Here is a 23,919-nt window from a genome sequence, read left to right on the forward strand (position 1 = left end):
AGGCCGCCTCCCGATCGATGGGGAGCAGGGGCGATACATTGCGGGCGTGAGCCTCGACATCGTCAGTCCGGCCGACGGACGCCTCCTTGCCACCGTGCCCGTCCACGGCGCGGAGGACGTCGCGCGCCACACCGCGGACGCGCAGCGCGTGTTCGACTCCGGTGTCTGGTCCGGGCTCGCGCCCCGCGAGCGCGCCGCCGCCCTCCTGCGTCTCGCGGACCTCCTGGAGCGCGACGCCGAGACCCTCGCGTGGCTCGACATGGAGGATGCGGGCAAGCCCATCGCCGAATGCCGCGCGAACGATGTCCCGGGCGCGATCGAGTCGATCCGTTGGTTCGCCGAGGCGACGGACAAGCTCGCGGGCGCCGTGCCCGCGACCGCGCCGGACATCCTCGCCTTCACCGAGCGCGAGCCCTTCGGGGTGGTCGCGGCGATCCTGCCGTGGAACTACCCGCTCGCGATGGCGGCGTGGAAGGTGGGACCCGCGCTCGCGGCCGGCAACTGCCTCATCCTCAAGCCGGCGGATGCCACGCCACGGTCGGCGCTGCACCTGGCCGGGCTCGCGCTCGAGGCCGGGATCCCCGAGGGGGTGGTCCGGGTGCTCACGGGTGACGGCCCCACCACCGGCGCCGCGCTCGCGGCGGATCCCCGCATCGGCGCACTCTCCTTCACCGGGTCGACCGCCACCGGGCGTGCGATCCTCGAGACCGCCGCCCGCACCAACCTCAAGCGCGTGAGCCTCGAGATGGGCGGCAAGAGCCCCCAGATCCTGCTCGCCGACGCGCTCGACTTCGGCGACGCGCTCATCGACGGGTTGATCGAGGCGGCGTTCCTCACGGCGGGGCAGAACTGCACCGCCGGCTCACGGATCCTGGTCCACGAGTCCATCGCCGCCGAGGTGGTCGGGCGCCTCGCCGGCGCGGCGCGCGCCCTCGTGGTCGGTCGCCCCGACGATCCGGCCACGCAGATCGGGCCGGTGATCAACGCGGCCGCGGCGGACCGCATCCTCGCGGCGATCGACGGCGCCGTCGCGCGCGGGGCCACCGCGGTCGCCGGGGGCGGCGAGGTCGAGGTGCTCGCCGGCGGGCGCTACATCGCGCCCACGGTGCTCGTGGACGTCGACCCGGCGGATCCGATCCTCCGCACCGAGGTTTTCGGACCGGTGGTGACGGTGCAGGCCTTCGCCACCCGCGACGAGGCGATCGCGCTCGCCAACGACGTCGAGTACGGGCTCGCGGCGTCCGTGTGGACCAAGAGCCTCGACGACGCGATCGTCGTCGCGCGCGGCGTCCGGGCGGGCATCGTGTCGGTGGGCGCGTACAGCGAGGGGGACATGACGGTGCCCTTCGGTGGCTGGCAGCAGTCCGGCTTCGGCGGCGCGGAGAAGTCCCTTGCCGCCTTCCACCAGTGGACGCGCGAGAAGACCGTCTGGATCCAGCTGGGCTAGTCGTCGGTGCGCAGCCGCACCTCGTGGAGCGTCGCGCGCTTGGGGTACGCGGTCGCCTCCCGCGGCGCGTGGGGGAACTCCCACAGGTCGAGCATGAGCTGCAGCGGGTAGCCCATCACCTGGGTGGTCGCGTAGATCTCGACGCCGTCGACCTCGACGCGCATGCCCTCCGCGTCCCACGCCGCCCCGTAGGCGTGCGGCTCCGTCGCGTCGATCGCCAGGGCCACGTCGTGGACGTCCGTGGTGAGCCGGGGGTCATGGTGCGCCTTGATGCCCGTCCTGACGATGGACGATGCGACGGTCACCTTGTCACCGAAGAGCTCGGCCACGCAGATCTCGCCCGAGTCGTCAGGACCTGTCGATTCGTGGCCGACGAGCCAGATGCCGAGCATGCAGGTCGGGTCCGGGCTCGCGGACGCGACCACCTCCACCGCCCCGGACCTCGGCGGCGCCCAGAGGCGGCGCATCGTGCGCTCTGTCACGACGCGAAGGTCACGGCCGATCCGATGCTGGCCCTGTCGCGACCCGAGCGGGCCCGCGAACTCGCCGGTCTGCAGGTGCGAGACGCGGAAGTCGCCGTCGAGCGGTCGCCAGGCGTGCTGGTCCTGCTCGATGAGGAGCTCGAGACCGGCCGGCGTGAAGCGGTACCGCGCACCCGAGCGTTCGGGGGTGGTCCAGTGGGGGAGGTAGTCGGGGATCCACAGGGACGTGTCGAGCGGCTCGCCGTCGAACGTCTCGATGCGATCCCAGCGCGGCTCCATGGCGCCTCCCGTGTCATCTCGAGCCTACGCGCGGGCCCACCCGTCCAGAAACTTGTAGATACAACTAAACTGACGTAGGCTGGTGCTCAAGACGTCCGCACCGGGCGCCGTAGCGACCCGAAGGACGAGGACCCATGACCGTGCAGCCCGTCGACCAGATCTTGAGCGCCGACACCGCGATGGGTGCGGTCACGCTCCGCGTGGGCGACCTCGAGCAGATGTCCGGCTACTACTCGCAGGCCTTCGCGATGGAGCCGCTCGAGGAGGCGACGCGTGGCCGCGAGATCCATCGGGTGCTCGGGCGCGGCGAGACTCCGCTCGTGCGACTGATCCACACCCCGGACCTGCCCGGCGTCGACCCCCGGCAGGCGGGCCTGTTCCACACCGCCTTCCTGTTCGACACACCCGCGAGCCTCGCCGCGACCGTCTACCGCGCCGCCCAGGACCCTCGGAGCCGTTTCGCCGGGTCGAGCGACCACCTGGTGAGCGAGGCCTTCTACTTCACCGATCCCGAGGGCAACGGCGTCGAGCTCTACACGGATCGTCCGCGGAGCACCTGGCGCCGTCGCGGGAACGTCATCGAGATGGACACCATCTACCTCGACCCGAACCACTACCTGCAGACGCATCTCACCGAGGAGTCCGTGGCCGCGGGCCCGGCGCTCGCGGGCGCGGTGGGGCACGTCCACCTCCAGGTGGGCGACGTCGCGACCGCGCGCGAGTTCTACGTCGACGCGCTCGGCTTCGCGACCACGCAGGCCGACTACCCGGGCGCGCTGTTCGCCTCGGCGGGCGGATACCACCACCACATCGCCATGAACGTGTGGAACAGCAGGGGAGCGGGCCCGCGCGCCGCGAGCCTGGGGCTCGGCGACGTGTCGATCACGCTGCCCGGCCGCGAGGACCTCGACGCGCTGACGGCGCGCCTGCGTGGGCGCGGGATCCCGTTCGACGCCGACGGTCGCTCGGTCACCGTCACCGATCCGTGGGGCACCCAGGTCACTCTCGCGCTGCCCGACCTGTCCACCGACGAGCTCCTCGCACGATGACCGACATCACGCACGCGGTGCGTTCCGCGCCGGACCCGGCCGGCGCATCGTCCCCCGTGCTTCTCCTATTGCACGGCTTCGGCTCGCACGAACGGGACCTGGTGGGCCTGGTGCCGCACCTGGACGCGCGCCTGCCGTGGGCGTCGCTGCGCGCGCCCCTGCCCGCGGGGGCGGGAGCGGCGTGGTTCCCGATCGTGAAGCCCGGCAGCCCCGACGAGGCTCCCGTGGCGGAGGCGACGGACGCGATCTGGGCGTGGATCGACGCCGAGCTGGGCGCCGACGCGGAGGTGGTCCCGCTGGGCTTCTCCCAGGGCGGGCTCATGGCCAGCCAGCTGCTGCGGACGCGTCCCGCGCGCGTGCCCGCGGCGGTGGTGCTGGGCGGGTTCGTGTTGGGCGCTCCCCAGCCCGGCGACGCGACGCTGGGTGAGACTCGGCCGCCGGTGTTCTGGGGGCGCGGCGCCGAGGACCTGGTGATCGCGCCGCACGCGATCGAGCGGACCGCCGTGTTCCTGCCCGAGCATGCGGCGCTCGACGAGCGCGTGTACCCCGGGCTCGCACACGGGATCGATGCCGCCGAGCTCGCCGACGTCCGATCCTTCCTCGCTCGCACCGCGGTCGCCGCGCGGTCGGCGAGCGCCTGAGCGGGCCCCGTCAGGTCGCTGCGACCTGACGCACGCTCTCGATGGACGCGAGGAGCCGCGCGCGCAGAGCGGCGCCCCTGGCCGCGAAGTCGCGCTGACGGCTCGCGTACTCGCGCTTGCCCTCCGGCGTCTCGACCGCGATCGCGTCGAGGCCGAAGGCGCTGACGTCGTACGGCGAGGCCTGCATGTCGACGCGGCGCACGTCGAGCGCGAGCGCGAACGCCTCGAGCTGCAGGCTCGACGGGACCGCGGGCGCGAGCTTGGTCGCCCACTTGTAGAGGTCCATGGTCGCGTGGAGGCAGCCGGGCTGCTCGAGCGCCACCTGGGTCTCGCGGGTGGGCTGAAGCGCGTTGAGCGGGATCGCGGCGGGGGTGAAGAAGCGGAACGCGTCGAAGTGCGAGCAGGCGATGGGGTTCGCGTCGACCACGGCGTCCGTGCCCGCCTGGCCCAGGCGCAGCGGGAGCGGGTGACGGATGTCCTCGCCGGCGCGGTAGGCCATGGCCCACTCGTGCATCCCGAAGCAGCCGAAGCGCGCGGGGCGGTCCGCGGTGGCGCGCAGCAGACGCTCGATCTGGTCGAGCCCGGCGCCACGCTGGTCGAGGAAGGCCGCGACGTCCATCTGTGTGCGGCCGTCCGCGGTGCGGTAGAAGCGCCATCCGGCGTGCTCAGGAGCGTCCTCGAGGACCACGCCGGGGCCGGGGTGCCAGCGGCGCAGGTGCGCGGGGCGCGTCGTGTAGTACTCGAACAGGAAGTCCTCCACCGCGTGCTTCTCTCCGCGGTCGCGGCGCTCGCGATGCCCGGAGGTCAGCGCGTCCGCCGCGGCGGCGTGGGCGGCGGCGAGCGGCTCCCACTCGGCGCGCGCGAGCGTGGGGGAGCCGAGGATGGTCATGCGATCCATTGTGACCCCGCGATCGGGGTGGGTGGACCGCTACTTGTGGCGCACGTACGCGTTCGGGGTCTTGCCCTCGCCCATCTCACGCTGCTGCACCTCGTAGAGCCGGTGCGCCCGCATGAGGTCGGTGAGCTTGGCGAAGCCCCACGTGCGCGAGTCGAAGTCGGAGGCGAGGCGGGACAGGTTCTGGCCCACCGAGCCGAGGTTCGCCCAGCCGTCGTCGCCCGCCGCGGCGGCAACCGCCTCGGCCAAGAGGCGGTCGAGCTGCGGGTCCCGCGCGAGCGTCGGCGTGCTCGCCGGGGCCTGCTCCGCGTCGGAGGGCTTGAGGTTCTCGACATAGATGAACGTGTCGCAGGCGGCGACGAACGGCTTGGGCGTCTTGCGCGCGCCGAAGCCGTAGACCGTCAGTCCTTCCTCGCGGATGCGCGCGGCCAGGCGCGTGAAGTCGCTGTCGCTCGAGACCAGGCAGAAGCCGTCGAGGTTGCCGGCGTGGAGCAGGTCCATCGCGTCGATGATGAGCGCGCTGTCGGTCGCGTTCTTGCCCTTGGTGTACCCGAACTGCTGGATCGGCTGCACCGAGTGCTCGAGCAGCTGGTCCTTCCACGAGTTGAGCTGGTTCGAGGTCCAGTCGCCGTAGGCGCGCCTGACGCCGGCGGTGCCGTACTTCGCGATCTCGGCGAGCAGCCGCTCGAGGTCCTTGGCGCTCGCGTTGTCCGCGTCGATCAGGACCGCGAGACGCGCGCCGTCAGTCATCCGAGCCATGTCTCTCCCTTGATGGAACCTGCCGCCAGCCTGCCGCACCAGGGTGGCGACCGCTGAGAGCACATGCTGTCACCATCGTCGATAGTGGTGCCGCGAAGTGTGGTGACCATTGTCGTCCGCACGCCGCTCGAGCGAGATCAGTCGTCTGCTCCCGGGTCCAGGTCAGAGATGTCGAAAAGTCGCTCATCGCCCGTCGCGAGAAACCAGTCGATGTAGTCGCTGGGGTCAAGCGTGCTGTCGCGCATGATCGAGAACACCTCGGCGCCGTGGCCGACCTCGTCGGCGAGTCGATAGGACTGCGCAAGTCCGAGGTACTCGGGATGGCTGTCTTCGCTGTCCAGACGGTCGACGTAGTCGCGCGCCTCGTCGTCGGCGAGATCGATCGCCTGCTCCGCCGTCTCCGCCCTCCACAGCGTGATTCGCTCCTCGTAGATGTGCCTGCCCTCAATATCAGGGAAGCGAAAGACGCAGCGAACCGAGTACCACTCCATGCCGCGAGAATAGGCGTTCCGCGCCGCGCGCAGTGGGCGCGGATTGTCACCGCACCGCGCATGTCGTGACCGGCCCGATCCACCTGCCACTCTTGTCCCGTGGCCACCGACTCCCGCCTCGCGACCGCTGCGCCCTTCCTGGTCCTCGTGGGGCTCCTGTGCCAGGAGGCCGGCGCCGCCGTCGCGGTGATGGTGTTCCCGGAGGTGGGTCCCGTCGGCATGGTCGCGCTACGGCTGGTGTTCTCCGCGCTGGTGCTGGTCGCCGTCGCGCGCCGGGCACTGCGCGGCGCCGCACGCGGGCACTGGCGGCTGGTGCTCGGGTACGGGCTGTCGCTCGCGGCGATGAACGTCCTGTTCTACCTCGCGATCGCGCGCATCCCGCTCGGCATCGCGGTCACCATCGAGGTGCTGGGTCCGCTCACCCTGAGCGTGATCGCGAGCCGCAGCCTCCGCGGCCTGCTGTGGGCCGGCATGGCGGCTGCGGGCGTGTTACTGCTCGGCGGCACGGCGCACGACCTCGACCTCCTGGGCATGGCCTTCGCCGCCGGCGCCGCCGCGCTGTGGGCCGTCTACATCCTCATGGCGCGCGCCACCGGCGCGGCGATGCCCGGCCTGACCGGCATCGCGCTCGCGATGAGCGTCGGCGCCGCCGCCACGCTCCCCGCCGCTCTGGTGACCGTGGGCACCGCCTTGCTCGACCCCGCGATCCTGGCGCTGGGCCTCGCGGTCGCGATCCTGTCCTCCGCGATCCCGTACGGGATCGAGATCACGGCCCTGCGTCACATGCGCGCCGAGACGTTCGGCATCCTCATGGCGCTCGCGCCCGCGCTCGCGGCGCTCACCGGGCTGGTGCTGCTGAGCCAGGCGCTCACCGTGACCGTCGCGCTCGGCATCCTCCTGGTGACCGCGGCGGGAGTGGGCGCGGTGCGCACCGCGCCGGGTCCCGGCCGCATCGAGGACCCCGAGGACGCCTCGATGCCGCCGTCGCCCGCCTGAGTACCATGCCGAGGGCTCAGCCCCGCTCCTCCCACCACCGCAGCACCCTGAGGGCTCGCAGCGTGTTCCACCGCGACGGCCTGCCGTCACCGTCCTCCATGACGAACGGCACCTTGCCGCGGTGCGTGTTCTCCAGCGGCCACGTGCCCGACGAGGAGCGTCGCGCTCGCAGCATGTCGATCGCCTCGCCCGCACGCTCGTCGGGCTCCGCTCCCGACTCGCGCAGGTGCTCGAGCGCCCGCAGCACGTCGTAGTGCCAGTAGGTGGGGAAGGAGAAGCGCTGGTACGCGGGATCCACCACGTCGCCGGTGGTGCGCCGGCGCATGAGGCGCCGCTCGAGCAGGTACTCCTGCCCGTCCTCGAGCGACTCCGCGGCGGCCGGGCGTAGCGCCCCGAGGGCACGGCGGTGGGCCACCAGCGCCTCGAGCGCCCCGATGGTCGAGTGGAAGCTCGACCGGTTCGACCGCCACGAGGGCTCGCAGTTCCAGCCCCCGTCCCCGCGCCGGTCCGCCACCATCCGAGCGACGGGCTCGCTCATGTCCTGCCCGAAGTAGGCGCCGATGCTGATCGCGGTCGACAGCGAGCACGCCTCGCTCTCGCCCTCGAGGAACGGCTGGTCGCCGTCCTCCCACCTCACGGACGCGAACGCGCGTGCCGCCGCCTCGCGCACGTCGTGGGCGTCGGGGTCGACGCCCAGGTGGGTGAGGAGCAGCATCACGTGCGCGGTGGACGACCACGGCTGGCCGTCGGCGGCGTCGCGCCTGCCGGAGGGCCACCACGCGCCGTGGTCCCAGCTGCCGTCCTCGAGCTGCAGCGCGAGCAGACGCGCGCCCCAACCCTCGCGCGCGACGCGGGCGCGCTCGTCGACCACGTCGATCGGGTCCGCGTCGAGCAGGTCCCGCATGGTCTGCCAGCGGATCGCGGGGTCGCCCGCCATCAACCAGTCGGCGACGCTCACGCGACCGCCTCCTCGGGATCGCGCGGCCGCGGCAGGTCCCGCACCGCACGCGTGCCCGCCGCGTTCGACGCGACGGTGAGCACCCGCTCGAGCGGCCCCTGCCCAGACCATCTCCGCCAGACCCATGCGCTCACCAGCAGCACCGCCTCGAGCGCGACCAGCGCGACGTTGGACGGCTCGTAGACCATCTCCGGACCCACGAACGCGATGATGAGGATCTGCAGCACGTACGCGGACAGCGCCATCGAGCCCACCGCCTCCACGGGGCTCAGCACCGTGCGGGCGCGCGGTGCGACCCAGCAGCACGCACCTATCACCGCGACCGCGACGCCCGCGTTGTGGACCATCTCGACCGGCGTGTACGAGTGCGCGACCATCCCCGTGACCGGGCCGTCGCCCGCGACCAGCCGCACCAGCACCGCACCCGCGGCCGCCATCACGCCGAGCCCCACCAGCAGGCCCTGGACACGTGCGGACCTCAGCGTGAGCCGCCCGACCACGACCCCGAGCAGCACGTACCCGATCCACGCGAGCGCGGGGTAGTGGTAACTCCACAGCTTGCCGATCACGGGCGCGTGCTCCCACCAGCCGCCGGGCAGGATCGCCGCGACCACCGCGCGCCCGAAGGCGAACGCGAGCCCGGCGATGGACAGCAGCGCCCACGAGGGCAGCCGCAGCAGCGGGATCGCCATGAGCATCATCAGGCCCAGGTTCACCAGGATGATGTCCACGCCCGTCGACAGCTGGGCGAGGAACCCTCCGAGCAGCACCAGGAGCCCTGCCCTCGCGGCGACCCGACCGCGCGTGTGGCGCACGGCCCACGCGTCGCCGCGCCCGCCCGCGCCGGCGAGCATGAGCGAGATGGTCACCCCGGTGAGCACCGCGAACAGCGCGGACGGCCGCCCGTGGGAGGCCACGAGCCACGGCCACGGCTCGCCGTCGCCGCGCGAGCCGTCCGCTCCGACATGCGCCGCCACCATGCCGAGCACGGCCAGGCCGCGCGCGACGTCGAGCCCGACGATCCGCCCGCCCGTCACGCGGGCACCCCTGCCGCGTCGAGCACCCGCTCGCCCCACGCGTAGTGGGCGCCCAGGCATTCGTGCGCGACCGCGCCCAGGCTGTCGCCCCCGAGCCACGGGACGGCGTCGGGAGAGGCGAGCGCGGCATCGTCCACCGCCGCGACCAGGGTGAGGACCCGCCCGTGCGACGCGGCCAGCGCCTCGCGTGCCTGGCCGTAGGCGAGGGGACGATGCGCGGCGTACAGGGCGTCGTTGAGGTCACCGAGCGTGGCCCATGAGTAGCCGGCGGCGGGATAGGCGGGCACGCGTCCGGCCGCGTGCTCGGCCAGCCAGCCCTCGAGCAGCAGGTGCCAGGCGTGCAGGTGCGTGAGGACGTCCGCGACGCGTCGTCCCTTGTAGGCCTGGGAGAGGTCGGCGTCAGGGTGCGCGTCCGCGCGGGCCAGCAGGCGTGCGAGGCCCTCGTCCGCGGACGCGACGATGCGCTCGGCCACCTCTCCCATGGCGCCATCGTAGGCATGCGGTCCCCGCCCGGCGGGGCGGCGGCGAACGACTACGCTGGAGCCCATGCGTATCGCCCGTTTCACCACCGGAGCCGAGCCCCAGTACGCGATCGTCGACGGAGACCCGGGCGCGGAGGAGCTCGTGGTCCTGTCCGGCGACCCGATGTACACGCCGGGCGCCATGACCGGAGAGCGGATCAAGCTCACCGACGACGTCCGCCTGCTCGCGCCCGTGATCCCGCGTTCCAAGATCGTCTGCCTCGGCAAGAACTACGTCGAGCACGCCAAGGAGATGGGCGGCGACGTCCCCGAGATGCCGCTGCTGTTCCTCAAGCCCAACACCGCCGTGGTGGGCCCGGACGACCCGGTGGTGCTGCCGCACTACGCCGAGGACGTCCAGCTCGAGGCCGAGCTCGCGATCGTGATCTCGCGCGTGTGCAAGGACGTCAGCCCCGAGAACGCCGAGCAGTACATCTACGGTTTCACGTGCGCCAACGACGTCACCGCCCGCGACGTGCAGCGCCAGGAGAACCAGTGGTTCCGCGGCAAGGCGTTCGACACGTCGCTGCCGCTGGGCCCCTGGATCGAGACCGAGCTCGCGCACGACGACGTCCACATTTACGGCCGCATCAACGGCGAGACCGTCCAGCAGGGCCACACGGCCGACATGGTGACGGACGTCGCGACCGTGGTGTCGCTGGTGTCCGAGGTCACCACGCTGCTGCCCGGCGACGTCATCCTCACCGGCACGCCCGCCGGCGTCACCACCCTCCACCACGGCGACGTGGTCGAGGTCGAGATCGAGGACCTCGGCGTCCTGCGCAACCCGGTGATCCGCCGCAGCTGAACCCGCCTGACCCAGGCAACCCCCGCATCGTCCCGTCGCAAGGAAGTATCAATGAGCAAGGTCCGTGTCCGCTTCTCCCCGTCGCCCACCGGCCTGCCCCACGTGGGCATGGTCCGCACCGCGCTGTTCAACTGGGCGTACGCGCGCCACACCGGCGGCGACATGGTGTTCCGCATCGAGGACACCGACGCCGAGCGCGACTCGCAGGAGAGCTACGAGATGCTGCTCGACGCGATGAGCTGGATGGGCATCGACTACGACGAGGGGCCCGAGATCGGCGGCCCGTACGGCCCGTACCGCCAGTCCGAGCGCCACGACCTGCACGCGCAGGTGGTCGCGAAGCTGGTCGAGGGCGGCTACGCGTACGAGTCCTTCTCCACGCCCGAGGAGATCGAGGCGCGCCACGTCGCGGCCGGCCGCAACCCGAAGCTCGGCTACGACGGCTTCGACCGCGACCTCACCGAGGAGCAGAAGGCCGCCTTCCGCGCCGAGGGCCGTGAGCCCGTGCTGCGCATGCGGATGCCCGACGAGGACATCACCATCCAGGACCTCATCCGCGGCGAGGTGACCTTCCCCGCCGGGACGGTGCCGGACTACGCGATCGTGCGCGCGAACGGTGTCCCGCTCTACACGCTGGTCAACCCGGTCGACGACGCGCTCATGAAGATCACGCACGTGCTGCGCGGCGAGGACCTGCTGTCGTCCACGCCGCGCCAGGTGGTGCTGTGGCGCGCCATGGTGGAGCTCGGCATCGCCGACGCCGTACCGGCGTACGCGCACATGCCGATGGTGCTGGGCGAGGGCACCAAGAAGCTGTCCAAGCGCGACCCCGAGTCGAACCTGTTCCACCACCGCGAGCGCGGCTTCCTGCCCGAGGGGCTCTTGAACTACCTCGCGCTCCTGGGCTGGTCGATCGCCCCCGACCGCGACGTGTTCACGGTGCAGGAGCTGATCGAGGCGTTCGACATCGCGGACGTCAACCCCAACCCCGCGCGCTTCGACCTCAAGAAGGCCGAGGCGATCAACGCCGAGCACATGCGCATGCTGCCGACCGGCGAGTTCGCGGCGCGCGTGGTGCCCTACCTGCACGCGGCCGGACTGCTGTCCACCGCCGATGTGCAGAACCTCACGCCGCATGAGGAGCAGACCCTCGCCGAGGCGATCCCGCTGGTCCAGACCCGCATGACGCTGCTAGGCGAGGCGCCGGGGATGCTCGGCTTCCTGCTCATCGGGGACGACGAGGTCGTGGTCGAGGACGCCGCGCGTGCCAAGCTGCCGGAGAACGCCGCGGAGATCCTGGATGCGTCCATCTCCGTGCTCGAGGCGCTGGAGGACTTCTCGCCGGAGGCGCAGCAGGACGCCCTGCGTGAGAAGCTGGTCGACGAGATGGGCATCAAGCCGCGCTTCGCGTTCGGCCCGCTGCGCGTCGCCGTCACCGGTCGCCTCGTGTCGCCGCCGCTGTTCGAGTCCATGGAGATCCTGGGCAAGGACCACTCGCTCACGCGCCTGCGCAACCTCCGCGCGTCGCTCTGAGGTCGAGCGCATGATCCGGGGCGTCCTGTTCGACGTCGACGACACGCTCGTCGACACGCGCGGGGCGTTCCGCCATGCGCTCGCGGCCGTCGCGTCCGAGTACCTGGGCGACGTCTCTCACGAGGACCTGCTGCGCGTGTGGCGCGAGGACGCGGGCGGCTTCTACCGGGCTCACACCAGGGGAGAGATCTCCTACCGTGAGCAGCGCCACCGCCGTGCGAACGGCCTCCACGCGGAGTTCGGCGGCCCCGAGCTCGACGACGAGGGCTATGACGCCTGGAACGCGGGCTTCGAGCGCGCGTTCCGCGCGGGCTGGGCCGCGCACGACGATGCGGCGGCTGCCCTGGACGCGTTGGACGCCGCGGGACTGCCGTTCGGCGCGCTGTCGAACGCCGCGCACGCCTATCAGGTGGAGAAGCTCGCCGCCGCGGGGCTGTCGCGCGTGCCCATGCTCGTCGGGGTGGACACCCTCGGCTTCGGCAAGCCCGATCCTCGCGTGTACGCGCTCGCCTGCGAGCGGTTGGGGCTCGCGCCGTCCGAGGTCGCGTACGTGGGCGACGAGTTCGACGTGGACGCTCAGGCTGCCGTGGCCGCGGGTCTCGCGGTCGGGGTGTGGATCGAGCGGCCTGGCGCTCACTCGCGCGACGTCGAGGGGTTGTGCGGAGACGGCACCCCGCGCGACGGCCTGGTCCGCATCGACTCGCTCGCCCACCTCCCGGCGGCGCTCGGGCTCTAGCGGCGCCGCCCGGCGTACCGTGAGCCCATGGTGAGGCTCGTCGCGGCGGTGGCATGCGCATCGTCCCTGCTCGCGGGCTGCACGGGCGCCTCCGAGGAGCCTGTGGTCGCCCCGCTCGCGGTGCAAGAGGCCGCGGGGGACCTGCCCGGCGCGCGGCTCGAGCTCGCCGGCGCCATCCGCTACCGGGCGGGGTGCCTGGTGCTCGAGCGCGCGGACGGCGAGGAGCCGTGGATCGTGTGGCCGCCCGGCGCTGAGGACTCGGGCGACGGGGGAGTGCGCGTCGACGGCGAGCGGTACGGCGCCTCCGACGAGGTGCGTGCGGTGGGCACCATCGCGGTGCTCGCGGACCTCCCGGGCGGCGCCCACGACGACACGTACTACGGTGAGCCGGGCGACCTGTGCGACGCCGACTCCGCGGGCGTCGCGGTGCTCGACTCCATCGCGCACCGCCCCGCCGGGTGAAGCAGGCGATTTGGGATCTGGCCCGGCGTCGGGTAGAGTTGTTCACCGTTCCGCTGGAACGCATTGGGCTATGGTGTAACTGGCAGCACGACGGTTTCTGGTTCCGTTAGTTGAGGTTCGAATCCTTGTAGCCCAGCTTTCATGACAGAGGGCCCGCCTTGATGGCGGGCCTTCTGTCGTTCCGGGGGACGATGCGCGGGCCGGGTGCGCGCGTCGCGCGCCCTTGACCGCGTTCCACACCGTGTGCCGCGTGAATCGTGTCAATGGCGCATGTCGCGTCGTGAACCCCGACCAACGGCGATGCAGTTGCAGATCCTGTGTGGAACGCGGCCGCGGGCCGGAGGTGCGCGACGGGTCCGGCGGCCGTGAGACCGCCGGACCCGCGCATCGTCCCTACCGGACCGTCAGCGTCACTCGCTCGCCGTCCCAGCCGGCCGTCACGTGGTCGCCCTCACGGACGCGCCCGTCGACGATCTCCTTGGCGAGCTCGTTGAGCAGCCGCGACTGGATCAGCCGCTTGAGGGGCCGGGCGCCGAACTGCGGGTCGAAGCCGTCCTGCGCAAGGCAGGCGCGCAGCGCGTCGTCGACAGTGAGCGCGATGTCCTTGGCCTCCGCGAGCCGTGCGACGGTCTTGGCCAGCTCGGTCGCGACGATCCCCTCCATGGCGGCGGGGTCGATGCGGTCGAACACCACCACGTCGTCCAGCCGGTTGAGGAACTCCGGCCGGAACGCGCGCCGCAGCACCTGCAGCAGATCGGCCTCGAGCGCCTCGCGGTCGGCGCCGTCCCACGCGAGCACCAGGTCGGAGCCCAGGTTGGACGTCATCACGATGATGGTGTTCGTGAAGTTGACGGTGCGGCCGCGGCCGTCGGTGAGGCGGCCGTCGTCGAGCACCTGGAGCAGCACGTTCCACACGTCCGGGTGCGCCTTCTCGACCTCGTCGAACAGGACGATGCTGTACGGACGCCGGCGCACGGCCTCCGTGAGCTGCCCGCCCTGGTCGTAACCCACGTAGCCCGGGGGAGAGCCGATGAGGCGGCTGACCGCGTGCGACTCCATGTACTCGGACATGTCGATGCGGATCATGGCACGCTCGTCGTCGAACAGTTGCTCCGCGAGCGCGCGCGCGAGCTCCGTCTTGCCCACGCCCGTGGGGCCCAGGAACAGGAACGAGCCGATGGGTCGGTTCGCGTCCGAGATGCCCGCGCGGGCGCGCCGGATGGCGTCCGCGACCGAGGCGATCGCACGGTGCTGGCCCACCACGCGCTCGTGGAGGCGGTCCTCGAGGTGGGCGAGCTTGCCCGACTCGTCCGTGAGGAGCTTCTCCACGGGCACGCCGGTCCAGCGCGCGACCACCGCGGCGATGTCCTCGCCCGTGACCTCCTCGCGCAGCATGCGCTCGTCCGCGGGGATCGCGTCGAGCTCGGCGCGGGCCTTCGCGATGTCCGCCTCGGCGGCCGGCATCTCGCCGTAGCGGATGCGACCGGCGCGCTCGAGCTCGCCGTAGCGCTCGGCCCGCTCGAGGTCGCCGCGGAGTCCCTCGAGGCGCTCGGTGGCGTGCGAGACGCGCACGATGAGGTCCTTCTCGCGCGCCCACCGCATGTTGAGCACGTCGGAGTCCTCACGCAGGCGGGCGATGTCGCGGTCGATCTCCTCGCGCCGCTGCTTGGCGTGCTCGGACTTGTCCTTGGCGACCTGGGTGCGCTCGATCTCGAGCTGCATGATGCGGCGGCGCGCGCGGTCGAGCTCGATCGGCATGGAGTCGAGCTGCATCTTGAGCGCCGAGGTGGCCTCGTCGATGAGGTCGACGGCCTTGTCCGGCAGGAAGCGCTCGGTGATGTAGCGGTCCGACAGGCGCGCGGACTGCACGATCGCCTCGTCGGTGATCTTCACGCCGTGGTGGACCTCGTACTTCTCCTGGAGGCCGCGCAGGATCGCGACGGTGTCCTCGATGCTGGGCTCGCCCACGTACACGGGCTGGAAGCGGCGCTCGAGGGCGGAGTCGGTCTCGACATGCTCGCGGTACTCGTTGAGCGTGGTGGCGCCGATCATGCGCAGCTTGCCGCGCGCGAGCATCGGCTTGAGGATGTTGCCGGCGTCCACGGAGCCCTCGGCCCGGCCGGCACCCACGATGGTGTGGAGCTCGTCGACGAAGAGGATGATCCGGCCTTCCGACTCCTCGACCTCCTTGAGGACGGCCTTGAGCCGCTCCTCGAACTGGCCGCGGTACGCGGCGCCGGCCACGATCGAGCTCATCGCGATCTCGATCACACGGCGGTCCTTGAGGGAGGAGGGGACGTCGCCGGCGACGATGCGCTGTGCCAGCCCCTCGACGATGGCGGTCTTGCCGACGCCGGGCTCGCCGATGAGGACGGCGTTGTTCTTGGTGCGGCGCGTGAGCACCTGCATGACGCGACGGATCTCCTCGTCGCGTCCGATCACGGGGTCGAGCGCCCCCTGCTCGGCCAGGGCGGTGAAGTCCTGCCCGAACTGCTCCAGGGCGCTCTGCTGCTCCTCGGAGCCGGGAGCCATGTGCTGAGCGGTCATGCGAACCTCCTGCTGTCGCGTGGTGGTGCCGCGAAGTTGAGCGGCATGCACTCAACTTTACATAATGCGTCCGGGTAGAGCAAGGGGTGCGCGGGGGAGGGGTGGGTCGGGCGCTGGGGTGCGCCGTGCATCGTCCCGCGGGACCCGAGCTCGGGCGTGCGCCGCATGCCCGTGATCCACGGGTGCGGATCCCAGCGAGTCGTTCTGCGCGATCCGATCACCGGGCCCGTGGTCGGGCTTGACCAGTGCCGTGAGCGTTGTGAAATCCCTGGTCATGGGATCATGAGGGGCGCACGACGAGCGGCGCGCGGTGCCGATTTGGAATCTGCGCGAACCATGCTGTAAAGTCTTATCTCGCGCCAGCCGCCCGGTCAGGGTGGCGACAGCAGCTAGGGCCCCGTTGTGTAGCGGCCTAGCACGCCGCCCTCTCAAGGCGGTAGCGCGGGTTCGAATCCCGTCGGGGCTACCAGCGAAACCCCTCGCCCAGCAGGGCGGGGGGTTTCTTGCTTGCGGGGCCCAGGATCGTCACGTCGACGGTGTGCGGGACGCGGCGAGCGCCGCGATCACCTCGACTGTCGCCAGGCGGGATCGCCACAGATCCAGAAGATCGCGCGGCGGCATCCCGCACGCGGGATCGTCGGCGGGCCTGCGCGGGCGTCGGCGCGCGACCTGGTCGTACGCGGCATCGCGAAGCGCGTGCGGGACCACGCGCATCGCCGCGGCCGCGCGCCACGGCCAGGGGAGGCCGCGCGCGATCCTGGCCAGCGCATCGGTCCGCACCAGCGCCTCCCGCCCGTCCCACACCACGATGGTGGACGCCGCGATCTCCGGCCCCAGCCCGGCGGCCTCGAGCGCCGCACGGCCCGGCTCGCCCGCGCTGCCCGCGATGAGGAAGCACCTATGCGGGTCGTGCGTGATGAGCCAGGCGACGAACCCGTTGCACAACCCGCAGTCTCCGTCGAAGATCACGAGCGCGCGCATCGTCCCAGGGTAGGGGCTAGACGAGGCTCGCCGCCCGTTCCTGCAGGTGCTCCCCCCACTCGCGCGCGAGGTCGAGCTGCCCGCGCGCGAGGAGCGCGCCCGGCGCGGAAGACGACGTGTGCATGTGGACCGTGAAGCCCCGCGGCGCGTCGAGCAGCGTGAAGCCGCAGGCCTCGAGGGTCTGCGCGATCGCTCTCGAGGATCCGTGGCCCAACGGTCCACGCACCCGGGTGTCGAACGCCGCGCCCAGGCGTGGCCCGCGGGGAAGCGCGGTGAGCCAGTCACGCATGGACAGGTGCCCGAGGTCGGCGAGCATGTGGTCCGCGCCCTGCGGCTTCGCGCGCGCCGACTCGCGCGTCGCGGCCGTGGGCAGGCTCATCGCGTGGACGGGTGCGCCGGCGACCACGATGCGCGCCTCCTCGATCAGCTCGCGCGTCGCCTCGGACGTGGTGAGCGCGCGGGCGTCCGCGCTGAGCCCCGCCGCGATGGCGGCGGCCACGGCGGCGGTGTTGCCGTACAGCGACTCGAAGACCACGATGTCCATGGCCCTCAGCGTGCTCCCGGTCGGGAGCCGATGCCAGGGACGAAGGTCACCGCCCGGGGGACGATGCGCGGGCCGGGTGTCGCGCGTCAGGCGATGACGGTGCGCTGCAGCACCTCGGTGAGCTGGCGTGCCGCGTCGGTGACGGCCGGGGCGTGGACCGCGCCGGGCGTCGAGGTGAGGCGCTCGACCGGGCCCGAGATGGAGACGGCGGCGATCACGGTGCCGGCCGCGCCCCACACGGGCGCGGACACCGACGCGACGCCGGCCTCGCGCTCGCTCGCGCTCTCCGCGAAGCCCTGCTGGCGCACGCGGTCGAGCTCGGCCGCGGTGTAGCGGGCCTCCGCGAGGCCGCGGTGCATGCGCTCGGGCTCGGCCCACGCGAGGAGCACCTTGGCGGCGGACCCGGCCTTCATGGTCATGGTGGTGCCCACCGGGATCGAGTCGCGCAGGCCGATCGGACGGTCGGCGGCCGCGATGCAGATCCGCTCGTCGCCGTGGGGGCGGTACAGCTGCGAGGACTCCCCGGTGCGGTCGCGCAGGACCGTGAGGACAGGCTGCGCGGCGGAGACCAGACGGTCCTCGTTGACGGACGCGGCGAGCTGCGCGAAGCGACGTCCCAGGGTGAACGCTCCGGACGCGTCCCGACCCACCAGGTGGTGGTGCTCGAGGGCCAGCGCGAGGCGGTGCACGGTGGGTCGCGCGAGGTGCGTGCTGGCGACCAGCTCGGCGAGGGTGGCAGGGCCCTGCTCCAAGGCGCCGAGGATCGCCGCCGCCTTGTCAATGACTCCAACACCGCTATGATTGTCCACGGAGCGATACTAACGTCTCAAATCATGAGATGTCGACCTGCGAAGGAGATCGCGATGGGAACCACCCTCGCCGAGAAGCTGTGGACCAGCCACCTGGTCCGGAAGGGTGAGGACGGCGCGCCCGACCTCATCTACATCGACCTGCACATGTGCCACGAGGTGACCTCGCCTCAGGCGTTCGAGGGCCTCCGCCTCGCGGGCCGCCCGGTCCGTCGCCCGGACCTCACCATCGCGACCGAGGACCACAACACCCCGACGCTCGACATCGACCTGCCGATCGCGGACGAGACCTCGCGCATCCAGATCAACACGCTGCGCAGCAACGCCGAGGAGTGCGGCGTGCGCATCCACTCGCTCGGCGACGCGGATCAGGGCGTGGTGCACGTGGTGGGCCCCCAGCTGGGCCTCACCATGCCGGGCATGACCGTGGTCTGCGGAGACTCGCACACCTCGACGCACGGCGCGTTCGGCTCGCTGGCCTTCGGCATCGGCACCTCCGAGGTCGAGCACGTGCTCGCGACCCAGACGCTGCCGCTCAAGCCGTTCAAGACCATGGCGATCAACGTCAACGGCGAGCTGCCCGAGGGCTCCACCGCGAAGGACATCATCCTCGCGATCATCGCGAAGATCGGCACCGGCGGCGGTCAGGGCTACGTGCTCGAGTACCGCGGCGACGCGATCCGCGCGCTCTCGATGGAGGCGCGCATGACGGTCTGCAACATGTCGATCGAGGCGGGCGCCCGCGCCGGCATCATCGCGCCCGACCAGACCACCTTCGACTACGTGCAGGGCCGCCCGCACGCCCCCGAGGGCGAGGACTGGGACGCCGCCGTCGAGTACTGGAAGACCCTCGTCACCGACGAGGACGCGGTGTTCGACACGCAGGTCGACCTCGACGCGAGCGACCTCGAGCCGTTCGTCACGTGGGGCACCAATCCGGGCCAGGGCCTGCCGCTGTCCGCGAACGTCCCGAACCCCGACGACATCGCCGACGAGGTCGACCGCGAGGCCGCCGCGAACGCGCTCGAGTACATGGGCCTGACCCCGGGCACGCCGCTGCGCGAGATCGCGATCGACACGGTCTTCCTGGGCTCGTGCACCAACGGCCGCATCGAGGACCTCCGTGCCGCCGCCGAGATCATCCAGGGCCGCACCAAGGCCGAGGGCGTCCGCTTCCTGGTGGTCCCCGGCTCGGCGCGCGTCCGCCTGCAGGCCGAGGCCGAGGGTCTCGACAAGGTCTTCATCGACTTCGGCGCGGAGTGGCGCAACGCGGGATGCTCGATGTGCCTGGGCATGAACCCCGACCAGCTGCGTCCGCAGGAGCGCTCGGCCTCGACGTCGAACCGCAACTTCGAGGGCCGTCAGGGCAAGGGTGGCCGCACCCACCTGGTGTCGCCCCTGGTCGCCGCCGCCACCGCGGTGCGCGGCACGCTGTCCAGCCCCGCCGACCTCGTCGACGCCCCCGCGGCGCTCGTCTAAGGAGACACCGACATGGAGAAGTTCACCACGCACACCGGTGTGGGCGTCCCGCTGCGGCGCTCGAACGTCGACACCGACCAGATCATCCCGGCCGTCTACCTCAAGCGCGTCACCAAGACCGGCTTCGACGACGCCCTGTTCGCCGCCTGGCGCGGCGACTCGGAGTTCATCCTCAACCAGGACGCCTACAAGAACGGCTCCGTCCTGGTGGCGGGCCCCGACTTCGGCACCGGCTCCTCGCGCGAGCACGCCGTGTGGGCGCTCAAGGACTACGGCTTCAAGGTGGTCATCGCCTCCCGCTTCGCGGACATCTTCCGCGGCAACTCCGGCAAGCAGGGCCTCCTCGCGGCGGTCGTGTCACAGGAGAACATCGAGCTGCTCTGGAAGCTCCTCGACGCCGAGCCTGGCAAGGAGATCACGGTCTCCCTCGAGGACCGCACCGTCACCTGCGGCGAGCTCACCGTGCCGTTCGAGATCGACGACTACGTGCGCTGGCGCCTGATGGAGGGCATCGATGACATCGGCCTGACCCTCCAGCACGAGGAGGACATCACCGCGTTCGAGGCCACCCGCGCCTCGTGGCGCCCGCAGACGCTGCCGGCGAAGCACCTGCCCTCGGTCCACATCGAGGCGGCGCGTCCGGTCGAGGCCTGAACCGAGCATCGTCCCGTCGAATCCCAATGGCGGATGTGACGCGAGTCGACCGCCGTGACGGATGGGGCCTCCCCATCCGTCACGCAGGAACACTCCAGTCACATTCGTCATTGGGATTCTTCGCGTCTGGCACAGTGGCGCCATGACGGCGGGCGTGCGCAGGGACGATGCGGCGGTCGCCCTGCGCGTCCTGGCGGCGGCGCTCGTGTGCGGGGCGGCCGTGCTGCTGTTCGCCGTGCACGTGAGGCCGCTCGGATTCGTCGTGCTGGCGGTCGGGGTGGTCGTCGGCGTCGTGGTGGACCGGCGGCTGGGCCGCGACCTCGGGCTCATCGCGCTCGGGCAGGTCATCATCTCGACCATCTCGCTCAAGGCCGACCTGTCCGACGCCGGCATGCTGCGCTTCACGCTCGCGCTCGGTGGCGCGGTGCTGGTGCCGACGCTGATCTCCCGGCTCGCGTTCAAGGACCGCACCATCACGTTCCCCATCGGCACGGGCCAGCGCTGGACCCGCACCATGTGGATCTATCTCGGCATCGTGGTGCTCGCCGGCTACCTCATCCTGCCGTTCTACTTCATCGGATCCGGCGCCTATCTCAACTGGCCCGACCTCGACGGCGACGGCGACATCGCGCGGCTGTTCGTGGGCGTCAACGCGGTGGGCCTGTGGGACGAGCTGTTCTTCATCTGCGTGGTGTTCGCCCTGCTACGCAGCCACTTCCCGATGTGGGCCGCCAACGTCCTGCAGGCCACCGTGTTCGTGAGCTTCCTCTGGGAGCTCGGGTACCGCGAGTGGGGTCCGCTGCTCACCGTCCCGTTCGCGCTGGTGCAGGGGTGGATATTCGCGCGCACCAAGTCGCTGCCCTACGTGGTGACGGTCCACCTGCTGTTCGACGCGGTGGTGTTCGCTGTCCTCGTGCATGCGCACCACCCGGAGCTGTTCGACGTGTTCGTGACGGCGCCGTGAGCGAGGACCTCGTGGAGCGGGCGGTCGCACTGGCCGGTGCCGGGCGGGCGGCGATCGGGGTCGCAGGGGGACCGGGCGCGGGGAAGTCGACCCTCGCGCGCGCCGTGGTGGCGGGGCTCGACGCGCGCGGGGTGCCCGCCGCGTACCTGCCGATGGACGGCTTCCACCTGACCGCCGCTGCGCTGGTCGCCTGTGGGCTCGCGGACCGCAAGGGTGCACCGGAGACGTTCGACGTCGAGGCCTTCGTCTCGCTGCTGACCCGCGTCGCGGCGGGGGAGGCGGTGCTCGCACCCGACTACGACCGCGCGCTGCACGACGTGGTGCCCGACAGGCTCGCCATCCCCTCCGAGGCGCGGGTGGTGGTCACCGAGGGCAACTACCTGGGGCTCTGGCCGACCGTGCGCCCGATTCTCACCGAGCTGTGGTTCCTCGACGTGCCCTGGGAGGTCGCGCGCGAGCGGCTGATCGCCCGGCGCATCGCGACGGGCCGCGATCCCGGTGCCGCGGCCGCGTGGGTCGACACGGTGGACGCGGCGAACGCGCGCCTGATCGCGCCCACGCGTGCCCACGCGGACCTGGTCCTCCCCGGCTAGCCGCTCAGCCGAGCCAGGCGCGCGTCCCGAAGCTTCCCAGCGACTCGGCGACCACCGCGGCCGCGAACGCGACGTCCTCGGCGAGCCGCGCATCGTCCCGGCCCAGGGAGGCCACGCGGTGGGTGAACGCGCCGTGGAAGAAGTCGCCCGCGCCCAGCGTGTCGACCACGGGGGAGACCGGAGGGACGGGGAACTCGCCGGACTGTGCGGCGGTCGCCCAGAGCACGGGGCCCGCCCCGCGCGTGATGACCGCGGCGGTGACGCCGCGCGCGAACAGGTAGGCGAGCACCGCGTCGGGCTCGCCGGAGGTGCCGGGCGGCGCGAAGTCGTCGGACACCACCGCGATGTCGCACGCGGCGACCACGGTGTCCGTGTGCGGCTTGTGCGAGCCGGCGTCGAGTATCACCGGGACCCCCGCGGCGCGGGCGCGCGCCGCGAGCGGGAGCGAGATCTCGGGGAAGTAGCCGTCGATCAGCACGGCACCCACGCCCTCCAGCGACGGCTCGACCGTCGGCGCCAGGCCGCCCGACGTCGCGACGCCCGACGGCGAGACCACCGCGCGGTCGCCCGTCGCGCGCGTCACCATGATCGACGCGGTCACCGGCGGGCCGTCGTAGATGGCGGCGCCGAGGACGCCCACCCCGCACCGCCCGAGATCGCGGATCACAAGCTCGGTGAGCTCATGGTCGGGCAGGGCCGTCACCAGCAGGGGCGATCCGCCGCATCGTCCGAACGCGACGGCGGCGTTGGCCGCCGGTCCTCCCGCGCACACCGAGAACTCCAGCGCCGCGACCTTCTCGTTGGGCGCCGGCAGGCGCTCGACCAGCTGGACGATGTCGAGCGTGGCGAGCCCGGCGAAGAGTGCGGCGGCGGTCACGCCGTCAGCGTAGCGACACGGCCGGATGCGGGCGCGAGCGCGCCGATGGGGGAAGATGGACGCCATGACCGACTCCATCCGGGTGACCGGCGGCCGCCCCCTCACGGGCGAGATCACCGTCCGCGGCGCGAAGAACTTCGTCTCCAAGGCGATGGTCGCGGCGCTGCTGGGCTCCACCCCGTCGACCCTGCGCAACGTTCCAGAGATCCGCGACGTCGCCGTCGTCTCCTCCCTGCTCAGCCTCCACGGCGTGGGTGTGGACTACGACGTCGAGTCCGGCGTCCTCGCGATGGACACGTCCGAGCTCACCCGTGCGGACGCGGCCCAGATCGCCGCCCACGCGGGCTCGAGCCGCATCCCGATCCTGCTGTGCGGCCCGCTGCTGCACCGCCTGGGCGAGGCCGTGATCCCCGACCTCGGCGGCTGCCGGATCGGCGACCGTCCCATCGACTTCCACCTCGAGATCCTCAAGAAGTTCGGGGCCGAGGTGCGCCAGATGGAGGACGGCCTCTACCTCACCGCGCCGCGCGGCCTCAAGGGCATCAAGCACAAGCTCTCGTACCCGTCCGTGGGCGCGACCGAGCAGCTGCTCCTCACCGCGGTCATGGCGGAGGGCATCACGCACCTCGAGGGCGCGGCCGTGGAGCCCGAGATCAAGGACCTCATCGACACGCTGCAGAAGATGGGCGCCATCATCTCCGTGTCGACGGACCGCTCCATCACCATCGAGGGCGTCGACCGTCTGCACGGCTACGACCACGTGGCGCTCACCGACCGCATCGAGGTCGGCTCGTGGGCCTCGGCCGCGCTGGCGACGAAGGGCGACATCTTCGTCCACGGCGCCCAGCAGCGCACCATGGGCATGTTCCTCAACGTGTTCCGCAAGGTCGGCGGCGAGTTCGAGGTGGTCCGTGACGGCATCCGCTTCTACCACCCTGGCGGCGACCTCAAGCCGATCGCCCTGCAGACCGACGTCCACCCCGGCTTCATGACCGACTGGCAGCAGCCGCTCGTGGTGGCGCTGACCCAGGCCAAGGGCCTCAGCATCGTCCACGAGACGGTGTACGAGAACCGGTTCGGTTTCACCGACGCACTGGGCCAGATGGGCGCCCACGTCCAGCTGTTCCGCGAATGCCTGGGCGACGTCGCCTGCCGCTTCGGGGCGATGAACTTCCAGCACTCCGCGGTCATCTCCGGCCCGACGCCCCTCATGGCGGCGGACATCGAGGTGCCCGACCTGCGCGGAGGCTTCTCCCACCTCATCGCGGCGCTCGCCGCCGAGGGCACGTCCACCGTGCGCGGCATCGGCATCATCGACCGGGGCTACGAGAACTTCCGTGGGAAGCTCGCCGCGCTCGGGGCCGAGGTCGAGTAGGC

Annotated in this window: 25 protein-coding genes and 2 tRNA genes; 15 read left to right on the top strand and 12 right to left on the bottom strand. The window is 71.8% G+C overall.

The features are described 5' to 3' along the window. The first annotated feature begins 46 nt into the window (after window positions 1–46). The gene (locus tag AOM01_RS02770) at window positions 47–1,447 is read left to right on the top strand and encodes an aldehyde dehydrogenase family protein (protein ID WP_062288694.1); all 1,401 of its coding nucleotides are present in this window, start codon (window positions 47–49) and stop codon (window positions 1,445–1,447) included. Here the strand turns inward: AOM01_RS02770 and AOM01_RS02775 are convergent. Next, on the bottom strand, window positions 1,444–2,208 hold the full coding sequence (locus AOM01_RS02775; protein WP_062288696.1) for a glycoside hydrolase family 16 protein: 765 nt from the start codon (window positions 2,206–2,208) through the stop codon (window positions 1,444–1,446). The two genes, AOM01_RS02770 and AOM01_RS02775, sit on opposite strands and share 4 nt — an antisense overlap. A 134-nt stretch (window positions 2,209–2,342) precedes the next feature. Here AOM01_RS02775 and AOM01_RS02780 point away from each other — a divergent pair, with 134 nt between their 5' ends. After that, entirely contained in the window at window positions 2,343–3,257 is a 915-nt protein-coding gene (locus AOM01_RS02780) for a VOC family protein (protein WP_062288698.1), read from the top strand. Further along, window positions 3,254–3,898, top strand: a complete 645-nt coding sequence (locus AOM01_RS02785) for an alpha/beta hydrolase (protein ID WP_062288700.1) — start codon at window positions 3,254–3,256, stop codon at window positions 3,896–3,898. Before AOM01_RS02780 ends, AOM01_RS02785 begins: the two co-directional genes overlap by 4 nt. A gap of 10 nt (window positions 3,899–3,908) precedes the next feature. On the opposite strand, the gene AOM01_RS02790 is transcribed toward AOM01_RS02785, so the two are convergent. The 3 genes from AOM01_RS02790 to AOM01_RS02800 form a co-directional block, all read right to left on the bottom strand. Beyond that, a complete protein-coding gene (locus AOM01_RS02790; RefSeq protein WP_062288702.1) occupies window positions 3,909–4,787 on the bottom strand; it encodes a hypothetical protein in 879 nt (292 codons plus the stop codon). A 39-nt stretch (window positions 4,788–4,826) separates the two neighbouring features. After that, on the bottom strand, window positions 4,827–5,552 hold the full coding sequence (locus AOM01_RS02795) for an NYN domain-containing protein (protein WP_062288704.1): 726 nt from the start codon (window positions 5,550–5,552) through the stop codon (window positions 4,827–4,829). 137 nt (window positions 5,553–5,689) lie between these two features. After that, window positions 5,690–6,043, bottom strand: coding sequence for a DUF4288 domain-containing protein (locus AOM01_RS02800; RefSeq protein ID WP_062288707.1), 354 nt, complete (start codon window positions 6,041–6,043; stop codon window positions 5,690–5,692). A gap of 99 nt (window positions 6,044–6,142) precedes the next feature. Here AOM01_RS02800 and AOM01_RS02805 point away from each other — a divergent pair, with 99 nt between their 5' ends. Continuing rightward, window positions 6,143–7,039 carry an EamA family transporter gene (locus AOM01_RS02805; RefSeq protein ID WP_062288710.1) on the top strand — a complete coding sequence of 299 codons (897 nt, stop codon included), beginning with the start codon at window positions 6,143–6,145 and terminating at the stop codon, window positions 7,037–7,039. Window positions 7,040–7,055: 16 nt separating this feature from the next. Here AOM01_RS02805 and AOM01_RS02810 read toward each other — a convergent pair whose 3' ends face one another. From AOM01_RS02810 to AOM01_RS02820, 3 genes are read right to left on the bottom strand one after another with little or no spacing between them, the layout of a single operon-like run. Beyond that, the gene (locus AOM01_RS02810) at window positions 7,056–7,997 is read right to left on the bottom strand and encodes a prenyltransferase/squalene oxidase repeat-containing protein (protein ID WP_082109934.1); all 942 of its coding nucleotides are present in this window, start codon (window positions 7,995–7,997) and stop codon (window positions 7,056–7,058) included. After that, entirely contained in the window at window positions 7,994–9,034 is a 1,041-nt protein-coding gene (locus tag AOM01_RS02815) for a heparan-alpha-glucosaminide N-acetyltransferase domain-containing protein (RefSeq protein WP_062288713.1), read from the bottom strand. Before AOM01_RS02815 ends, AOM01_RS02810 begins: the two co-directional genes overlap by 4 nt. Then, entirely contained in the window at window positions 9,031–9,516 is a 486-nt protein-coding gene (locus tag AOM01_RS02820) for a ClbS/DfsB family four-helix bundle protein (RefSeq protein WP_062288716.1), read from the bottom strand. Before AOM01_RS02820 ends, AOM01_RS02815 begins: the two co-directional genes overlap by 4 nt. Window positions 9,517–9,580: 64 nt before the next feature. Between AOM01_RS02820 and AOM01_RS02825 the strand changes: the two genes are divergently transcribed. The 5 genes from AOM01_RS02825 to AOM01_RS02845 all read left to right on the top strand — a co-directional run bounded on the left by AOM01_RS02825 (window position 9,581) and on the right by AOM01_RS02845 (window position 13,230). Further along, entirely contained in the window at window positions 9,581–10,363 is a 783-nt protein-coding gene (locus AOM01_RS02825) for a fumarylacetoacetate hydrolase family protein (protein ID WP_062288719.1), read from the top strand. Between the two features lie 51 nt (window positions 10,364–10,414). Then, window positions 10,415–11,896: a glutamate--tRNA ligase gene (gltX, locus tag AOM01_RS02830; RefSeq protein WP_062288723.1), complete on the top strand. Its 1,482-nt coding sequence runs from the start codon at window positions 10,415–10,417 to the stop codon at window positions 11,894–11,896. Window positions 11,897–11,906: 10 nt separating this feature from the next. Next, the gene (locus AOM01_RS02835; protein ID WP_062288727.1) at window positions 11,907–12,632 is read left to right on the top strand and encodes an HAD family hydrolase; all 726 of its coding nucleotides are present in this window, start codon (window positions 11,907–11,909) and stop codon (window positions 12,630–12,632) included. Window positions 12,633–12,659: 27 nt separating this feature from the next. Next, window positions 12,660–13,094 (top strand): hypothetical protein, encoded by a 435-nt coding sequence (locus AOM01_RS02840; protein WP_062288730.1) that lies wholly within the window; start codon window positions 12,660–12,662, stop codon window positions 13,092–13,094. Between the two features lie 64 nt (window positions 13,095–13,158). Beyond that, window positions 13,159–13,230 (top strand) — tRNA-Gln (locus AOM01_RS02845). A 257-nt stretch (window positions 13,231–13,487) separates the two neighbouring features. Here the strand turns inward: AOM01_RS02845 and AOM01_RS02850 are convergent. After that, the gene (locus AOM01_RS02850; RefSeq protein ID WP_062288733.1) at window positions 13,488–15,641 is read right to left on the bottom strand and encodes an ATP-dependent Clp protease ATP-binding subunit; all 2,154 of its coding nucleotides are present in this window, start codon (window positions 15,639–15,641) and stop codon (window positions 13,488–13,490) included. Window positions 15,642–16,034: 393 nt separating this feature from the next. Here AOM01_RS02850 and AOM01_RS02855 point away from each other — a divergent pair. Then, window positions 16,035–16,110 (top strand) — tRNA-Glu (locus AOM01_RS02855). A 56-nt stretch (window positions 16,111–16,166) separates the two neighbouring features. Here AOM01_RS02855 and AOM01_RS02860 read toward each other — a convergent pair. From AOM01_RS02860 to AOM01_RS02870, 3 genes are all read right to left on the bottom strand, one after another. Next, on the bottom strand, window positions 16,167–16,622 hold the full coding sequence (locus AOM01_RS02860; protein ID WP_062288737.1) for a thiol-disulfide oxidoreductase DCC family protein: 456 nt from the start codon (window positions 16,620–16,622) through the stop codon (window positions 16,167–16,169). 16 nt (window positions 16,623–16,638) lie between these two features. Continuing rightward, window positions 16,639–17,166, bottom strand: a complete 528-nt coding sequence (locus AOM01_RS02865; protein ID WP_062288739.1) for a flavodoxin domain-containing protein — start codon at window positions 17,164–17,166, stop codon at window positions 16,639–16,641. Between the two features lie 86 nt (window positions 17,167–17,252). After that, a complete protein-coding gene (locus AOM01_RS02870; RefSeq protein ID WP_062288742.1) occupies window positions 17,253–17,975 on the bottom strand; it encodes an IclR family transcriptional regulator in 723 nt (240 codons plus the stop codon). 54 nt (window positions 17,976–18,029) lie between these two features. Here AOM01_RS02870 and leuC point away from each other — a divergent pair, with 54 nt between their 5' ends. The 4 genes from leuC to AOM01_RS02890 all read left to right on the top strand — a co-directional run bounded on the left by leuC (window position 18,030) and on the right by AOM01_RS02890 (window position 21,665). Next, a complete protein-coding gene (gene leuC, locus AOM01_RS02875; RefSeq protein WP_062288745.1) occupies window positions 18,030–19,454 on the top strand; it encodes a 3-isopropylmalate dehydratase large subunit in 1,425 nt (474 codons plus the stop codon). Window positions 19,455–19,466: 12 nt separating this feature from the next. Beyond that, a complete protein-coding gene (leuD, locus tag AOM01_RS02880; RefSeq protein WP_062288748.1) occupies window positions 19,467–20,108 on the top strand; it encodes a 3-isopropylmalate dehydratase small subunit in 642 nt (213 codons plus the stop codon). 142 nt (window positions 20,109–20,250) lie between these two features. Then, on the top strand, window positions 20,251–21,072 hold the full coding sequence (locus AOM01_RS02885) for a type II CAAX endopeptidase family protein (RefSeq protein ID WP_062288752.1): 822 nt from the start codon (window positions 20,251–20,253) through the stop codon (window positions 21,070–21,072). Next, complete coding sequence (locus tag AOM01_RS02890) at window positions 21,069–21,665, top strand: nucleoside/nucleotide kinase family protein (protein ID WP_062288755.1); 597 nt, start codon at window positions 21,069–21,071, stop codon at window positions 21,663–21,665. The genes AOM01_RS02885 and AOM01_RS02890 overlap by 4 nt, the downstream gene beginning before the upstream one ends. Before the next feature lie 4 nt (window positions 21,666–21,669). On the opposite strand, the gene AOM01_RS02895 is transcribed toward AOM01_RS02890, so the two are convergent. Further along, window positions 21,670–22,542, bottom strand: coding sequence for a PfkB family carbohydrate kinase (locus AOM01_RS02895; RefSeq protein WP_062289853.1), 873 nt, complete (start codon window positions 22,540–22,542; stop codon window positions 21,670–21,672). A 64-nt stretch (window positions 22,543–22,606) separates the two neighbouring features. Here AOM01_RS02895 and murA point away from each other — a divergent pair, with 64 nt between their 5' ends. Continuing rightward, window positions 22,607–23,917: a UDP-N-acetylglucosamine 1-carboxyvinyltransferase gene (gene murA / locus AOM01_RS02900; RefSeq protein WP_062288759.1), complete on the top strand. Its 1,311-nt coding sequence runs from the start codon at window positions 22,607–22,609 to the stop codon at window positions 23,915–23,917. Window positions 23,918–23,919: the final 2 nt, after the last annotated feature.

This window comes from Demequina phytophila, from assembly GCF_000971135.1.
In the GTDB taxonomy this organism is placed as follows: domain Bacteria; phylum Actinomycetota; class Actinomycetes; order Actinomycetales; family Demequinaceae; genus Demequina; species Demequina phytophila.

What these genes read in the sequence shown, in the direction of transcription:
- AOM01_RS02775 (WP_062288696.1), bottom strand. Translation starts at nt 2,208, where the DNA reads ATGGAGCCGCGCTGGGATCGCATCGAGACGTTCGACGGCGAGCCGCTC.
- AOM01_RS02820 (WP_062288716.1), bottom strand. Translation starts at nt 9,516, where the DNA reads ATGGGAGAGGTGGCCGAGCGCATCGTCGCGTCCGCGGACGAGGGCCTC.
- AOM01_RS02825 (WP_062288719.1), top strand. Translation starts at nt 9,581, where the DNA reads ATGCGTATCGCCCGTTTCACCACCGGAGCCGAGCCCCAGTACGCGATC.
- AOM01_RS02780 (WP_062288698.1), top strand. Translation starts at nt 2,343, where the DNA reads ATGACCGTGCAGCCCGTCGACCAGATCTTGAGCGCCGACACCGCGATG.
- AOM01_RS02795 (WP_062288704.1), bottom strand. Translation starts at nt 5,552, where the DNA reads ATGGCTCGGATGACTGACGGCGCGCGTCTCGCGGTCCTGATCGACGCG.
- AOM01_RS02885 (WP_062288752.1), top strand. Translation starts at nt 20,251, where the DNA reads ATGACGGCGGGCGTGCGCAGGGACGATGCGGCGGTCGCCCTGCGCGTC.
- leuD (WP_062288748.1), top strand. Translation starts at nt 19,467, where the DNA reads ATGGAGAAGTTCACCACGCACACCGGTGTGGGCGTCCCGCTGCGGCGC.
- gltX (WP_062288723.1), top strand. Translation starts at nt 10,415, where the DNA reads ATGAGCAAGGTCCGTGTCCGCTTCTCCCCGTCGCCCACCGGCCTGCCC.
- AOM01_RS02860 (WP_062288737.1), bottom strand. Translation starts at nt 16,622, where the DNA reads ATGCGCGCGCTCGTGATCTTCGACGGAGACTGCGGGTTGTGCAACGGG.
- AOM01_RS02785 (WP_062288700.1), top strand. Translation starts at nt 3,254, where the DNA reads ATGACCGACATCACGCACGCGGTGCGTTCCGCGCCGGACCCGGCCGGC.
- AOM01_RS02865 (WP_062288739.1), bottom strand. Translation starts at nt 17,166, where the DNA reads ATGGACATCGTGGTCTTCGAGTCGCTGTACGGCAACACCGCCGCCGTG.
- AOM01_RS02790 (WP_062288702.1), bottom strand. Translation starts at nt 4,787, where the DNA reads ATGACCATCCTCGGCTCCCCCACGCTCGCGCGCGCCGAGTGGGAGCCG.
- AOM01_RS02800 (WP_062288707.1), bottom strand. Translation starts at nt 6,043, where the DNA reads ATGGAGTGGTACTCGGTTCGCTGCGTCTTTCGCTTCCCTGATATTGAG.
- AOM01_RS02840 (WP_062288730.1), top strand. Translation starts at nt 12,660, where the DNA reads ATGGTGAGGCTCGTCGCGGCGGTGGCATGCGCATCGTCCCTGCTCGCG.
- AOM01_RS02850 (WP_062288733.1), bottom strand. Translation starts at nt 15,641, where the DNA reads ATGACCGCTCAGCACATGGCTCCCGGCTCCGAGGAGCAGCAGAGCGCC.
- AOM01_RS02835 (WP_062288727.1), top strand. Translation starts at nt 11,907, where the DNA reads ATGATCCGGGGCGTCCTGTTCGACGTCGACGACACGCTCGTCGACACG.
- leuC (WP_062288745.1), top strand. Translation starts at nt 18,030, where the DNA reads ATGGGAACCACCCTCGCCGAGAAGCTGTGGACCAGCCACCTGGTCCGG.
- murA (WP_062288759.1), top strand. Translation starts at nt 22,607, where the DNA reads ATGACCGACTCCATCCGGGTGACCGGCGGCCGCCCCCTCACGGGCGAG.